Origin of the sequence: Sphingobacterium kitahiroshimense, assembly GCF_025961315.1 — a bacterium.
Taxonomy (GTDB): domain Bacteria; phylum Bacteroidota; class Bacteroidia; order Sphingobacteriales; family Sphingobacteriaceae; genus Sphingobacterium; species Sphingobacterium anhuiense.
In genome coordinates, this window is record NZ_JAOQNK010000001.1 from 2,352,686 (window position 1) to 2,368,846 (window position 16,161).

At 33.4% G+C, this 16,161-nt stretch carries 9 protein-coding genes; 4 read left to right on the plus strand and 5 right to left on the minus strand.

All coding sequences use genetic code 11. The annotated features are described in order from the left end of the window. Positions 1-17: 17 nt before the first annotated feature. Positions 18-1,706: an asparagine synthase B gene (asnB, locus tag M2265_RS10660; protein ID WP_021189764.1), complete on the minus strand. Its 1,689-nt coding sequence runs from the start codon at positions 1,704-1,706 to the stop codon at positions 18-20. Between the two features lie 294 nt (positions 1,707-2,000). Here asnB and M2265_RS10665 point away from each other — a divergent pair, with 294 nt between their 5' ends. The 4 genes from M2265_RS10665 (at position 2,001) to M2265_RS10680 (ending at position 7,021) form a co-directional block, all read left to right on the plus strand. Next, entirely contained in the window at positions 2,001-2,564 is a 564-nt protein-coding gene (locus M2265_RS10665; RefSeq protein WP_132771982.1) for a Crp/Fnr family transcriptional regulator, read from the plus strand. Positions 2,565-2,807: 243 nt separating this feature from the next. Beyond that, the gene (locus M2265_RS10670; RefSeq protein ID WP_021189762.1) at positions 2,808-3,251 is read left to right on the plus strand and encodes a VOC family protein; all 444 of its coding nucleotides are present in this window, start codon (positions 2,808-2,810) and stop codon (positions 3,249-3,251) included. After that, the gene (locus M2265_RS10675; RefSeq protein WP_132771983.1) at positions 3,251-3,631 is read left to right on the plus strand and encodes a VOC family protein; all 381 of its coding nucleotides are present in this window, start codon (positions 3,251-3,253) and stop codon (positions 3,629-3,631) included. Before M2265_RS10670 ends, M2265_RS10675 begins: the two co-directional genes overlap by 1 nt. 216 nt (positions 3,632-3,847) lie before the next feature. Next, a complete protein-coding gene (locus M2265_RS10680) occupies positions 3,848-7,021 on the plus strand; it encodes an AsmA-like C-terminal region-containing protein (RefSeq protein ID WP_132771984.1) in 3,174 nt (1,057 codons plus the stop codon). A 139-nt stretch (positions 7,022-7,160) separates the two neighbouring features. Here the strand turns inward: M2265_RS10680 and M2265_RS10685 are convergent, their stop codons facing one another. From M2265_RS10685 to M2265_RS10700, 4 genes are all read right to left on the minus strand, one after another. Next, on the minus strand, positions 7,161-8,114 hold the full coding sequence (locus M2265_RS10685) for an arginase (protein WP_132771985.1): 954 nt from the start codon (positions 8,112-8,114) through the stop codon (positions 7,161-7,163). 210 nt (positions 8,115-8,324) lie between these two features. After that, positions 8,325-12,173, minus strand: coding sequence for a TIM-barrel domain-containing protein (locus M2265_RS10690; protein ID WP_132771986.1), 3,849 nt, complete (start codon positions 12,171-12,173; stop codon positions 8,325-8,327). A gap of 299 nt (positions 12,174-12,472) precedes the next feature. After that, the gene (locus tag M2265_RS10695; protein ID WP_132771987.1) at positions 12,473-14,866 is read right to left on the minus strand and encodes a mechanosensitive ion channel family protein; all 2,394 of its coding nucleotides are present in this window, start codon (positions 14,864-14,866) and stop codon (positions 12,473-12,475) included. A 558-nt stretch (positions 14,867-15,424) separates the two neighbouring features. Then, complete coding sequence (locus tag M2265_RS10700; RefSeq protein ID WP_206368645.1) at positions 15,425-16,102, minus strand: M15 family metallopeptidase; 678 nt, start codon at positions 16,100-16,102, stop codon at positions 15,425-15,427. Between the last annotated feature and the right edge of the window lie 59 nt (positions 16,103-16,161).

A 16,161-nucleotide genomic window follows, 5' to 3' on the forward strand; every position in this document is an offset into this window, starting at 1 on the left:
TCGATGTAATTTAGATCTTAATCAGCCAATACCTCTTTTTTAACATAACTATCATTATGAACCGCAGCAACAGCTCTGCCCGATGGATCATTTAAGTTTTGAAATGACGCATCCCATAATAAAGCTTCAGGAGTACTGCAAGCAACAGACTTAACAGAGGGCACTGTTTTAGCAGCCGCTTCTGAAGGGAAATGTGATTCAAAGATCGTACGGTATAAAAACTCTTCCTTATTTTTAGGAGGATTGATAGGAAATCTTTCCGCCGCACCTGCAAATACGGCATCACTTACTTTACTTTCAGCCTGTTCTTTTAAAGTATCGATCCAACTATAACCTACACCATCAGAAAATTGCTCTTTTTGTCTCCAGGCAATACTTTCTGGTAAATAATCTTCAAATGCTTTACGTAACACCCACTTTTCCATTTTACCATCCTTAATCATTTTATCCTTTGGGTTGATCGTCATGGCAACATCCATGAATTCCTTATCTAAAAATGGAACACGTCCCTCCACACCCCATGCCGCTAAAGATTTATTAGCACGCAAACAGTCATATAAATACAATTTCTTCAATTTACGAACTGTCTCTTCATGAAATTCTTTAGCATTCGGTGCTTTATGAAAGTACAAATATCCTCCAAATAACTCATCAGAACCTTCTCCTGAAAGAACCATTTTTATCCCCATAGATTTGATCACACGTGATAATAAATACATCGGTGTAGAAGCTCTTATCGTAGTAACATCATAAGTTTCTAAATGGTAAATAACATCGCGGATAGCATCGAGCCCTTCCTGAATAGTAAAGTTAATCTCGTGATGGATAGTGCCAATATGGTCGGCAGCTTTTTGTGCAGCAATTAAATCTGGAGCACCTTTTAATCCAACAGCAAAAGAATGCAATTGTGGATACCACGCCTCTTCTTCATCACCAGATTCTATACGTTTGGAAGCAAATTTTTTTGTTACAGCAGCAATTACTGATGAATCTAAACCTCCGGATAATAAGACACCATAAGGGACATCAGACATCAATTGACGGTGAACAGCAGCTTCTAAAGCTTCACGCAATTTAGCTATATCTGTTTCAGCATCCTTAACTGCGTCATATGATTCCCATTGTCTTGAATACCAACGCTTAGGCTCTTTACTTTCAATGCTATAAATATAATGTCCCGGAGGAAATTGATCCATAGTAGTGCAAAATCCTTCTAAGGACTTCAATTCCGAAGCAACAAAAAATTGTCCCTTATCATCCGTACCATAGTATAAAGGTATAATACCCATATGGTCACGAGCGACAAAAAATGAATCATTGCGAGCGTCATAAAGAGCAAAACCAAAAATTCCGTTTAAATCTTCTATAAATTGAGGTCCTTTCTCTAAATATAAAGCGAGTACAACCTCAGAGTCAGATTGTGTAGCAAAATCATAATTTGGCAGACTATCGCGCAATTCCTGATGATTGTAAATTTCGCCATTAACAGCTAAGACAACTTGCCCGTCTGGACTATATAAAGGTTGACTACCCGATTTTGGATCTACAATAGCTAGTCGCTCATGCGCAAGTATAGCCAGATCTGAACTATAAATACCTGACCAATCTGGTCCACGATGACGTATACGCTTAGACATTTCTAAAACTTGAGGTCTGATTAATGTGACAGATTCCTTTAAATCAAATGCTCCGATGATACCACACATATTATTGTTTTTTTATTGTTTCTTTCTTTTGATTGAATTATTGACACAAATTAAAGCAATAAATAATTAAATTCATAATGTTTTTTAAATTTTATTAAAAATTTAACATTAAACAACTAAATTCTTTACCATTTATACATTAAAATGACTCAATCAGTACCAAATAAAAAATAAAGAACCCTCTAATAATCAACAATAAAACATGCATTACTAAATATACTTGTTTCATTTTCTAACCAGATTTGGCATTTTTTGCATAAATTCATACTAGAAAAAAAATATAAATCACCCATTATGAAAGCTTTACTTCATCATTATGAAAATCTAGCAATTAAACAAAGTGACCTAAATAAAATAATGACCGGACATGAGCTTCTTCATTTTTCTAAAAATGATTTTTTACTCCGCAAAGACGAAAAGGCACATGAATACTATATTTTGGAAAGTGGCCTGATAAGGTCATTTATTCATGATTATAATGGAAATGAAATTACAACTGATTTCTTTGGTGATCATGATGTAGTTATCGAAGTCACTTCACTTTTTCTTCAATTTCCTTCTCCCGAAAATCTTCAATGTTTAACTGACTGTAGCGTTTGGAAAATTGATTTTAATACCTTTCAATCTTTGTATCATACCATTCCAGCTTTTAATGAATGGGGACGATCATGGATGACCTATGCTTTACACATTAACAAAAAACGTTTTATAGATATGGTTTCACTTTCTGCTACCGAACGCTATCATAATTTAATCAGTACCAAACCCCAAATAATTAAGCAAGCAGCTTTAAAATATATAGCTTCATACCTAGGCATAACAGACACATCGTTAAGTCGAATCCGAAAAGAAATATAATTTATCCGAGCAGTAAAATTACTTGTCCTATGCGAAGTCGATTGATTAGGGTTTACTTTACTTTTGAGTAAGATAAATAAAGCAACAGATCGTCAAGACTTTAAAACAGTTCTTTTATATTCTGGTTTATGAATAGAAACAAAACTTAAATAATAAAAATATTTTTTACCAATTTATTTACTGACATACAGTTGTCAAATCAACAACTAACTTTGATATAACTTAAATATAAAAAAGAAAATTATGGCTATTTTACATGCTTACTTAAACTTTAACGGTAATTGCGAAGAAGCTTTCAAATTTTACCAATCTGTTTTTAATACAGAATCACTAGGTATATACCGCTTCAAGGATATGCCAGCCGATCCAAATTATCCACTACCTGCTGATGCAGGAGATAAAATAATGCATACAGCAATTAAAATCAATGATTCTGTCATGCTAATGGGATCCGATTGTATCGAAGGTTTCGGCCATAAAGCAACTTCTGGAACAAATGCTTATTTAATGTTGGATACAAAAACAGCTGATGAAGCAAAAGACTTATATGCAAAACTCACTGCAGAAGCACAAAATATCGAAATGCCATTAGGAGAACAATTCTGGGCTGAGCTATATTCATCATTCCAAGATAAATATGGTATTTCGTGGATGATTCATTTTGAAGGGAATAAAAAAATGCAATAATGAAAAATGCAGTTGTATACTTTGAGATTCAAGCAACTGATCCTAAAAACCTTGCTTCATTCTATCAACAACTTTTTGGTTGGACATTTATTAAAGAAGAAAACCTTCCAATTGAATACTATCGAATAGAAACAGCAGGTATAATGGGTGGATTATTAAAACGTCCAGCAGAAGTTCCTCCGTCAAATTGTGGTACTAATGCATTTACATGTTCAATGGAAGTTGACGATTTTGATCAGACATCAGCAAACATTTTACATAATGGCGGAAAGATTGCCTTACATAAGTTTGCAGTAATAGGAAAATGTTATCAAGGATATTTTACTGATCCGGACAACAATATCTTTGGGATATTTGAAGTGGACATCAACGCTCATTAAACGTATACTAAAGGGATTAATAACTTATTTATTAATCCCTTTAGTATATTTTATAAAAATATCTTCCCCCTATTTGCTATCCGTTTCATAAGATCAAGTTTATAAAGGCTCCGAATTTCTTTACCATCACTTTGTATAGGAATATTGAAAATTGTAATTTTTCAATATTGTTTTACAAAGATTTATACGTTCTTTGCAAATTCAAAAAAAGAATTTGTGTTAAAAAAATATCTACCCTACTTTTTACTCACTGGTAAAATAATCTTTACAGCTTGTATTTTATTTATTGCACTCATTTTTACTATTCCTTTATTATTTCAGGAACAAGTAAATACAAAAATTAAAGAGGTTATTAATGATCAGATTGATGGCGAGTTAAATTACAGTAAAATTCATTTATCTTTCTTCGACCACTTCCCTGCATTAACAGCTTCCCTTCATGACCTTTCCCTAAAAGGATCTGCTCCATTTAAAGATGTTGAACTATTAAAAGCAAAACAAGTAAGTCTTGGAGTCGATATTCTAAGCCTTTTAAAGTCAAAAATTGTCGTTGAACAATTCTATATCGATCATGGCAAAATCCATGTTAAAGTAAATAAAGATGGTGAGTCTAATTATAATATCGTTAAAAAAAAGAATGATAAAATAACAAATACTGATGAAACAAGTACCGCAATTGACTTAGCCTTTAAAAGCATTTTACTTCAAAAAGTAGATGTGTATTACGAGGATTTATCAGTTCCAATCATCCTAGAAGCTAAAAAAATGGATTATGAAGGTCATGGTGATCTCATGTCTTCACTTTTTGATTTAGATAGCAAAGCAGACATACAATCATTAAGCCTAACTTTCGACGGAGAAAAATATGTAGATGATAAAATGATACATGCCAGTCTCATGACTAAAGTAAACACCAATACATTGGCTTTTATATTTGAAAGGAATGACATTCGGATCAATAAACTTCCTGTTAAATTTAAAGGTGAATTTGGTTTCTTAACAAATGGCTATCATCTGGATTTTAAATTAAAATCCAGTAAAAGCACTTTATCTGAATTACTATCTTTAGTTCCGACCTCCTACTCGAAATGGTTGGCCGAAACAAAAATAAAAGGTAACTCAGAACTATTCATAGATCTCGTAGGGGAATACATTGTGGAAGAACATAAAATGCCAGATCTTACCGTGGGTTTAAATATTACAGATGGATACTTTTCCAATAAGACGGCTAAAATCCCAATAGAAGATCTACAGACAAAACTTAAGATTAACCTTCCTCAATTAAACCCAGATTCTCTTTTAATTGAATTAAAACAATTTGAATTTAAGGTTGCTTCCGGATATTTCTACAGCAAAGGAATAGTTAAAGGACTAAATCCTTTATATGTAAATACTGAATTTAAAAGTAATCTAGACTTAAGTGCTGTCAGTAATGCACTAGCTTTGCCCACCTTAAGCTTTAGAGGAAATTGGATGTTAGCTGGTTTTATTAATGGAACCTACGCAACGGCTATTAAAACCTCAGGATTAAGAAATAAAATAGATACTACCATTGCATCTATACCTAATTTTGATATTCACAATACGTTACGCAAAGGGTATTTCAAACTCGCAAATTTACCTGCAGCTATCGAAAAAATTGAGTATGATTTAAAAGCAACATGTAATGATGCAAAAATCACCAATGCTCAAATTGCATTAGATCATATTGACATTAAAGCACTGAACAATTACATAAAAGGATTTATACATATCAACGATTTGCTAAAATTAGATGTCAAATCAAATATGCAGGCTGATATTCAATTGGCCGATATTAAAAAAGTATATCCAGTCGATAGCCTTGAAATATCGGGAAAAATCTTTGTCAATATGGTAGCTGATGGTAAAATGGATCTAAAAAAAGGTACTTTTCCACAAACAAATACAACAGTTACTTTAAAAAACGGATTTCTAAAAACACTAAATTATCCCCTTCCAATTGAGGAGATAAATATTGAAACCTTTATATCCAGTGAAAAAGGTTCTTTAAAAGATTTAAAATTTAAAGTTTTACCGATATCTTTCAATTTAGCTGGCGAACCTTTCTTTTTGCAAGCAGATTTGCAAAACTTTAAAAATATCCGCTATGCAATTAAGTCTCAAGGGAAGCTTAATTTAGAACCCCTATATAAAATATTTGCCATAGAGGGGATAAACGTCAATGGTTATATTAGAACCGATCTGGATCTCGCCGGATTACAAAGCGATGCTACAAGTGGGCAATACCATAAATTAAAGAACCATGGAACATTAGACATCGGGCAAATACAAGTACAATCTGAATTATTTCCTAAACCCTTTAATATTAAAAAAGGACATTTCACTTTTGCCAAAGAGAAGTTAGTTTTTAGCGATGTCGCATCTTCATATGGACATAACAAATTAAATATTACAGGATACTTAGATAATCTTATCCAATACTTCACAAACACAACACAGACATTAAAAGGTAATTTTCAATTAAGCAGCCCCATTATTAATGTAAATGATTTTACATTTTTTGCTGAAACTGAAAACAGTAGCCCAACAAGTACTAATTCAGGCGTAATTTTACTACCAAAAAATCTAGATATCTCAGTTAATGGCATCGTAAATAAAATGAAATATGATCAGCTTACATTAAATCAACTAACGAGCAAAGTATCAATTCAAAATGGAAACCTTTCATTCTCAAATACAAGATTTGAACTTTCAGGATTAAAAGTGGCTATGAATGGTCAATATAAAGCATTGAACAGCAATAAAGCTCGATTTGATTACCTCGTAAAAGCTGATAGTTTTGACATCCAGCGTGCTTATCATGAAATCCCTATGTTTAAAGAAATGGTTTCTTCTGCGAAAAATGCCCATGGACTGGTATCGCTTGAGTATCAATTATCAGGACTTCTAGATAACAACATGAATCCAATAATGCCTTCAATAAAAGGAAGTGGTTCCTTGACCCTTGAACAGATCCAATTCATGGGGTTTAAACTATTGAACAACATTTCAAAAGAAACTTCAAAAGAAAGTCTAGCTGATGGATCGGTCAAAAAAGTAAAGATCAATACATCCATAGCCAATAATGTAATGACTATTGCACGTACTAAAATGAAAATGGGATTTTTCAGACCTCGTTTTGAAGGACAGGTCACACTGGATGGTAAGATGAATCTTGGATTCCGATTAGGGCTCCCTCCTTTTGGTATTTTTGGAGTTCCAATGCGAATAACTGGTAGTGCACAAAACCCAATAATAAAATTAGGGAAATATAAAGAAGATGATCTGGATACAGATATGGACAATGATGATAAAAAATTATATCGAGAATCATTGATGCAAGATTCAATCACAATATCCAACAAATAGACGATAAAATAAAAAAAGGTATCCAAAATCACAATAGATACTTAAAGAATATTAAAATTAAAAAGGCGAAGGATTGTTTTTATCAAATAATCCTTCGCCTTTTTAATCCATTCAAATTTTAAAAGTCATGAATAATAGATTATCTTTCGATGGATTTAGTTACTTTTTCCAATATTTCAAAAGCCACTTCAGCCATTTTATTCCCTTGGTGATCCAATAACGGATTTACTTCTACCACCTCAAAGCAAACAACCTTCTTAGAGCTTAATATACCTTCAAGCAATTCTATAACTTCAGAAGCATAAAAACCTTTAGGTACAGGCGTACCAGTTCCATCAGAAATTAACTCGCTATCCATGCTATCAACATCAAAAGAAACATAAATCAGATCACAACCGGCGAGTTTCTTCATCACCTCACGTATACAGCCCTTTACAGATAACTGACGAACCTCGTCGACAATATAATTCTTAATTTCTAAATCATTGATTAATATATCCTCAGGAGGTTCAGTATCACGTACACCAAAATAAATCAAATCCTGAGCCTGAAATTTCCCTAAATGTCCACCAATACCCTTTAACTTCTGCCAATATTTTTTCGTCTCCTCATCAGGCCGATTAACTGTGCACAATAAATTATCTACGCCTAATGTAGCTGCCAAAGGCATACCATGTAAATTACCAGAAGGAGTGGTGTAAGGAGAATGGATATCGGCATGAGCATCAATCCAAATTACCCCTAATGATTGATCGGGGTAAACAGATTTTATTCCAGAAATAGTTCCAATAGCAGATGAATGGTCCCCTGAAAAAACTAAAGGAAAGAAACCTTCTCTTAATGTCCTTTCAACGACAAGTGCAACCTCACGGCATTGCTCGTAGACTTCTTTAATTCTTTTAGCATAGGGATGGAAGGACGGGTCGTAAACTGCATCATTGCGAGTTTCCACATCAATATGAGGATAATTATGAAAGTATTGGCTTCCCTTATTAATCGCAGCAACCTCAATAGCATCAATTCCTAAATCGGAACCTCTTGTTCCAGCCCCTATATCAGATCTATTTTTGATAATTTTTATGGATCTTTTCATACATCAAATCTAAAACTAGGCATACAATTAAAAATAAAAACCACGAAACATAATATGAATACTTAATATTCACTCATTGGGTTATAATTGTTTATATAAAGATAATTATTTCAAATTAATAATACCGTCTAATACTAGGATAAGAATCAAAAACAAAACGGGCTTAGAAATATTTCTCTAAGCCCGTTTTTTATAAAAAATAAAAGGAATTTAAAATCTTAATGTATTCAGATTTTTATTAACTAAAAACCCTTGAACAGCTTTCAATGTATATTTTAAATCTTTTTTTGCTCTAAGTTTCAAAACAAATAGATCTTCATTTCCATTTAAAGCTTTTTGATCGCCAATATTTACAAAAGTAGGGTATAATACTTTTTCACCACTAGTATGAAGTCGGTCATTGGTCAGGTTATCCATCCCTTTAACAGCTAACGCCTGAACTGAAATAAATTCGTAATCTTGCGACTGATATGGTAATCCAAAACTGATGGCATTAACAGATTTAAGATCCTTACCTTTAACCATAATTTCAATGATCTCATCCTTCTTATAACTTGCTTTCGGAATCGATAAGCTGATTTCACCTGCAACTTTTTCGACTTTAGGATCTTTGATACCACCATCTAATTGAGTAGCTACAACTGAAATATCATAAGCATCAATTAAATCATTTTTATTAATATCACCGTTACTAACATAGCCTTCAAAATCAGCATCACCCCTTTTCAAACCAGTATAATTTGTATAAGAAGTCAAATCATTTCGATCTATCAAACGATCGTTGTTGATATCACCAGGAATGTAACTCTCTGTACCAGGAACTTTAAAAACATACATTTCACGACCTGAACCAAATCCGCCGATTCCTTCAGTAATTGCTAACTTAACATAACGAGCTGTAGGCTGATTAGCAAAATTGAAGATCTTCAGTTCATCATTATTAGCCCAGTTAAATGCACCTGCTTCTGTCCAGCTATCTTTATCTGCGCTATAATAAACTTTACCTTTCAGCACAATACCGTTACCACGACCTGTACGAGGTAAATAGTGAATCTTATCCAATTGATTAACAGACTTTAGATCTAAAATCATATCAAATGGTAATGCATTTTTACCCCATGCAGTATGCCACATATTACCTTCGTCAAAGTCAAAAAATTTATCAACTCCTGATCCATCTTGATTCTCAGCTGTTGTTTCGCCTTTAATATCATGAATAGCAAACTCCAGTGGATTTGACTTCGTCACGGACTTAACTTCAACCCAATCAGAAAAACCATTCTTATTGACAGCTCTTAACTTAAAAGTATACGCCGTTTCTGGACTTAACCCATCAAAGAGCAATTCATTCTCCTTGATCGTCGAATAAAGCATATCTTTAAATTCGATCTCATAATAATCAGCATGGTCTACCTTGCTCCATGTCGGCTTCAATGTATATGCAGCTTTATTATCTTCACTAACAATAGCATTTTGAGGCGCAATCAATGCACCCGAAGAAATGCGGAAACGATCCTGTGGATTAAATTCAAATCCCTCCAACAGTAAGCTTACATTATTTGCTGTAATATCTGTAGAGGCCAATTTAATATGTACAACAGGATTTTTAGTAATAATCTGCTTCTCAAATTCACTACCTTTAGTTGCAAACTTATTCATGTTAGGCGCAGCATCATAAAAATAAACATTTTCTTGATTAGCCAATTCTCCTAAAGAATTTACTTCAACCAATTTAACCTTGCGTTTTCCAATCAGTCCAGTCAGTTTTTTAGGTTTTGAAGTAACGTTTATTCTAAATTCTGTTTGCTTATTTTTCACGAAACCATCAAAATCACCAATTGTAGAATTCACCGTAACAGCTAACCGATTTTTTCCGTCTAAAGATGATTCAATTAAGGTAGAAGATCCTTTACCTAATTTATAAGCTTCAGAAACCCCATCATCATCATACTCCGTAAAAGACGTTTTTCCTTCTGGATAGATTTCATAAATACGAAGTCCTTTATTTATTTCATGAACGTTATTGTTTGGATTTGCCATGGGAATAATGGAACCATTTTTTACAAATACGGGCAATTTCCAGATCGGCGAATCAAAATTATTGAGAATAACATTTCCAGTAAATTTATCACCTGTAAAATAATCTACCCAAGTACCCTCTGGTAAATAAATGCCATTACGCACATCATTACCTTTATCATCAGATTTCGTAGCCTGATAAATAGGAGCTACTAAAAAGGAAGGACCGTATAAATATTGATACTGTGTAGATGTTCCTTGTGTATAAGCATTTGGGTACTCTAAGAACAGTGCTCTGATCATCGGTAAACCATCTACTGCTTCTTTAGCAATACTATAAGCATAAGGAATAAGCTCTGATTTTAATTTCAGATAATTACGATTAATTGAGGTAACAGGCTCACCCAGTGCATGTGGATATTTTTCATTCGAACCCCACCCGTCCATATTCAACTCCATTGGAGTAAAAGTTTTCCATTGAAAATCACGAATATTGACCGCATTATTTTTACCTCCAAAAATACCATCCATATCGGATGTAATATTAGGCTGGCCAGATAAACCTGAACCTAAATATGTCGGAATATGGAATCTGATATATTCCCAGACACCACCAGTTTGATCGCCAGACCAAATGCCGGCATAACGTTGCGTACCTGCCCATCCGTCTAATGAAATAGTGAACGGTCGAGCTTCATTTCCATAATAAGGAATAATATGACCAACATCCGCCACACCATTCAATCCAAAAGAATAACCAGCACCTACCCAGGCAACATCCGTTTTCAGAACACGAACTCCAGCATCTCTCACTTCTTTTACGATATCACGTTGCAATAATGCACTGATCTCAGGTTTTGGATGTAAATCAGACTGTGTCCACAATCCAATTTCAACCCCATTCTTACGTGCGTAATCACCAAGACTTTTTAAATTAGCAATATTACCATCTAAAGTTTCTGTCTGTCCGTAACCCGCTCCATAACCATCATTAGGCAACAACCAGCCAAAAGGCATATCATGCTTCCTATAACTATCAATAACAGCACGCGCCGAGAATTGGTAATTATTCAATTCTCCATTTAAAGACTCCTTTATACCGCCATTATCTTTTTGACCTTCCTTATAGCGCTTCCCATCTTCAAACAAGATGCCCTTTTCATCCTCTTTCCAAAAATCTCGGTTGTAAGCATTCAGATGACCTTGATAAAAACCAAACTTCGGAAGTAAAATAGGATTTCCTGTTAATTGATAGAAATCATTCAACAAAGGAACTGCGCCATCATTTACCATGAAGAAGACATCAAGATAGTCGCTGTCATGTGTCAATTGAACTTGTCCTTTTTCTTTTGAACCAAAATCATACTTACCGGGCTTGAAAGTATACCACATAAAACCATATCCTCCGGATGACCAGTAATAAGGAGTAGGCGAAGCAACACCACCGTCGGTCCAGCTATTTTGATTTTCAATAGAGATTACTTTTCCTTTATGAGAAAAACGACCATTCTGAACACCTCCCCCATAAAAATACTCCTCCGGTTTTTCCTGAAGACTTAAAGTTACCTTTCCCTTTTCAAATTGAATAGGTTTTGTAAAAACAATAGACTTGTCTTTATTTTTTTGATTAACAACAGTCAATAAATTAGTTGACTTATCAATAACAACAGAAATTTCATCTGTAGCAATAGTTATCTGATTATTTGAATCGTTAAGATTTAAAAGATGAACAGGCTTTCTGGGATTTGAAACTAATATCGAAGCTGCAGGTTTGGCTTCTGGATCACGAATGATACCTCCGGTATTATCCTGAAACAAACGAAAAATATGTCCTCCGTAAAAATCAAATGTTAATCGTTGATTATCGAAAAATAAAACCTCTATTGTCGTCGCATTTATTTTTTTTGCGCTCACAATAGTTAACGTTGGATTAATTTGCTTCTGCAAAACCTCTCCCTTGAAATTGGCCTGCGTAGGAGCAATACTAACCATTAAAGGAAATGCCAAAGCAAACATCACCTTTCTGTGTTGTTTATACATTATGTTACAATTTTGTGTTTTCTTATTTTATTTATAGCTGTTTAGACGTTAAATAATAATTTGTTTTAAAACTGTATTTATAGGTCCGTAAATGTAGGAAAGAGATTTGAAAATAAAAGATTGTATCTATTAAAATACATTATTCTTCAATTTAAATTAAAGTGCATATCAATTTGTAACTCCTTCAATCAAATTCTACTTATCAGAAACAGCTATATAGCATTAGCATTTAGATGAAATAACAAAAGGTCAGAACTAAGTTATAATTCTGACCTTTTGCTATTATTATATAAGTTCAACTATTTATTTGAAGGGGCAATACTGTAAAACTTCAGTTCCTCTTTTTTGAACCGATTATTCAATTCAATCAAGACATCATTTTTAAAACCACCACTATTACCCGAATTATCAATCCAGCAACTAATACTAAGGTAAATCATTTCTTCACTTATATCTTGAACGCTAATGCCAATACCCAATTCAGGTTTACTAAAAGTACTATGCTCAACAGCCTCTGTAATCCACGATTTTAAAGTATCAAGTTCAGCTGTACGATCCACCTGAATAACAAAACTTGTTTTTGCATCATCATTAGATAAAGTCCAATTGACCACACGTCCAGATAATAAATCACCATTTGGGATAATAACCTCGGCCCCATCTCCAGTATTTAAGATGCTCGCGCGAATACCAATCTCTTTTACCCTACCCTTTTTATCAGCCAACTCAATGCGATCTCCAACGCGAAAAGGTTTATCAAAAGCTAAAATAATACCCGAAACAAAATTATTAATGATATTCTGCATTCCTAAACCTATACCAACACTTAAGGCTCCAACGATTACCGTCAACTTATCAAGACTAACACCTAAAGCAGAAATAGCTATAAAAAAACCTATAACAATTATAATCAACCTAAATAAGGGAAAAAGGGTCATTTTCTGATCGTAATCAGTACTCAACGTTCCATTTTCACCACCGATCAACAATAAATTCAAATTCTTTTGAAACCAATTAGCAGCAGCCAATATAATTACCGCTAACAATAAATTACCAAAATTAAAATTAATTCCACCGAGCTGATGATTACTGCTCAAAAATTTAGACACCGAAGATGCTAAAGAAGCAGCAAACTGAAGGTTATTCGCCAGCACAATAATGGCTAGTAGAAGACAAACAAATTTCAAAGCATCCCCTGTAGCCTTCAAAGCACGTTCTTCATTAAATCGCAACCAAAATCCTCTCTTCACACGATTTCTTGAAAACTGATTTCTAACATCCTCTTTTATCATCTGCGTGAAAAAAGTCAAGGTAAAAGATTGTGCAAGACCAACCGCACCAGCAATACTAAAACTACGAGAGTGATCAACATAGCCTAAAATATTCAGAATAATTGCACCAATATTTAAAACGGCAAATATGATAAAAACTGGAAGTTGAATATAGCCCGCGGCAGTAGGATCGTTAATATTCTTTTTTAGATAAAACCCTATTCCTAAAGCCACTATATTAAATAAAATACAAACAATCCGCATAATAAGGTCTTCGCTCACAACAGAATTGACAAAGACATCGCATATATAAAAAAGAAGTAAAAATCCTACAATTTTACCATGTTTTACAGTAAATTTCTTTCTTAACAAAAGACCAAATATGGCCATAATTAGCAATTGCATCCCTTGAATAACCAAAGTTGGAGTAACAATGGAAACAATAGGTAATAACGTCAGAAATAGAACAAATGCTTTTCCAACAGGAACCCAATAATTAAAAGATGATTTCGTAGCAGATAGGCTATTGTTATGCTTATTTAATACATAAGCTGTCGAAACAATCCAATAGAGATAAGCAAATACCAAAATAATCAATAACACCCGACTCGTCCACTCAGTCTTATTCACATAAGTATCTAGCGATTTACTCTTTCTGTAATTATCTTTTAAATTATTTAAAATTTTCTCTTTTGTAACTGCGGCACCTCCAGCTTTCCATAATGAACTTTTTACAGCTGAGGTATCCGACTTCCCTGCATTAGTTTGCTTAGAGACAGTTTCCTTCACATGATGGGATAAACCATAATAAGCCTTCAAATTATCATTGGTAATACTTACAGACACTTGTAAAGAATCAATTTTACGTTGCACATCTTGTTCTGATGTAGTCAAATAAGTGCTTAACCGCTCATTAGTTTCACTTTGACTATACTTTGATCGAAACCCTTTTAGTTGACTTAAAGTCAAATTAAGACTACGGTTGTAACTTTCTAAACTACTGTGAAATGCATTTAAATCAGCGATTTGAGTGCGAACATAATGCGTCCATGAAGTCACAGAATCTGGAGGAAGCGTTCCAGAAAAATTATTCACCTTCTCAATAAATTCAGTCCGTATATCACGCTTATGTATAGCCTCACTTTCCAATGCGTATGCACGAATATTTGCAATGTATTTTACATTGATCTTTGATAGATCAGCCCGCAGACTATCAACAGTACTATTCGACTGCAAACTAGCGACAGTATCTACAAAATTGCGTCGCATCCTATTTTCTCTACGATTTTCCTTATTACGAGAAGCTTTAACAATGTATTCGCTCTTCCTTGCGCTAATCGTATCAACAGCGATCTGAGCGAAACTTTTATCACTAAAGCAGAGCAATAAAAACAAAATCAATATATAATTAGATGGTTTCATTTAATATTCTTTAAATTAAAAACAAAGGATACTCAAGATGAATGTGTGCAATCAAATTCAAGTTCAACAAAAATAACTAAATATCTACGATTATAAGGAACTAGCAGAACCTTCAGACATCCTTAATCTGAAATAAAAGTTCCAACATTTTTATTTAGAGCTCGAATCGAAATAAATTCCTAAATTCATGTTATGTAGATTACTTTATCAAATTAAAATAAAGGCATTTCCAGAACAGATCTGACAATTGTATCTAGTAATAGGTGTATTACACAAATTGGTCACAGGCTTTTCCTAAAACTTGCGACCATAAAAAACTAAAAAGAAGCCAGAAAATAAGATTTAACTGTTGAACCCAGCGTAGATAGAATGTATATGCTTTTAAAGAATGCTTTCCATAAACGAATAGTTAATTTTTCATTATCGCATGTCTATCGATATACTTAAACCATATAACAGGAATGAATAAGGCATTTCTTACCGCTTTGATAGATCTAAAAAATTAACATAACAAAGTTAGTTTTTCAATTTCTTGAATTTCAAAAAAACAGCACCAACTTAATAAACATCAAAATCAAAGTATGTTTTTTGGTAAGGTTCATGAATTAGAGTAAAATGCCACCATTCTTTAGCATAGCCTTTAAAACCATGTTTCATCATGATGCTTTTCAACATTATTCTATTCTTTTTCTGCGTCGCATTAATTTCCTCAGTATCAAAATGGGATATTGGTCCAAAAAAATCAAAAGGACTTCCCATATCCAATTCCTTATGATCAATAAGAGTGACTATCGTTAGATCGATCGTACTACCTCGACTATGCCCCGATTTACTTGCGATATAACCTAATTTAAATAAATTTCTTTTATCTAGATTCGGATAGAATTCTCTTTTTGATAAAGTGTCATTAATTTGTAGAGCCCATCTTTTAAAATGCTGAACCGCTTTTTGTGGGCGATAAGCATCAAAAACTTTCAATGACATTCCCTGTGCATTTAACTCCTTCTCCACTTTTTTCAAAGCATTTGTCGCTGCAGTACTCCATATAAGGACAGGCGATTTATAACCGTCGATTTTCTTACCAACAAAATTATGTGAACTATAATAACGTAGATCAACATTTATTCCAGGTATGATATCTTTAACATAACTAAAACCTTTCGGTAATTTTTGCTGAGCAAAAATGGTGGTTTGACTAAAAATAAAGATAAAGAAAAGATAGCGATGCATTTTCATTGATAAGTTGTATGCTTGAAGTTAATAAAAATATAGGATACTACTTGAACAACCTGTCG

Excerpts from the sequence above, each read along its gene's own strand:
- asnB (WP_021189764.1), bottom strand. The coding sequence starts at position 1,706 with ATGTGTGGTATCATCGGAGCATTTGATTTAAAGGAATCTGTCACATTA.
- M2265_RS10665 (WP_132771982.1), top strand. The coding sequence starts at position 2,001 with ATGAAAGCTTTACTTCATCATTATGAAAATCTAGCAATTAAACAAAGT.
- M2265_RS10670 (WP_021189762.1), top strand. The coding sequence starts at position 2,808 with ATGGCTATTTTACATGCTTACTTAAACTTTAACGGTAATTGCGAAGAA.
- M2265_RS10675 (WP_132771983.1), top strand. The coding sequence starts at position 3,251 with ATGAAAAATGCAGTTGTATACTTTGAGATTCAAGCAACTGATCCTAAA.
- M2265_RS10685 (WP_132771985.1), bottom strand. The coding sequence starts at position 8,114 with ATGAAAAGATCCATAAAAATTATCAAAAATAGATCTGATATAGGGGCT.
- M2265_RS10690 (WP_132771986.1), bottom strand. The coding sequence starts at position 12,173 with ATGTATAAACAACACAGAAAGGTGATGTTTGCTTTGGCATTTCCTTTA.
- M2265_RS10695 (WP_132771987.1), bottom strand. The coding sequence starts at position 14,866 with ATGAAACCATCTAATTATATATTGATTTTGTTTTTATTGCTCTGCTTT.
- M2265_RS10700 (WP_206368645.1), bottom strand. The coding sequence starts at position 16,102 with ATGAAAATGCATCGCTATCTTTTCTTTATCTTTATTTTTAGTCAAACC.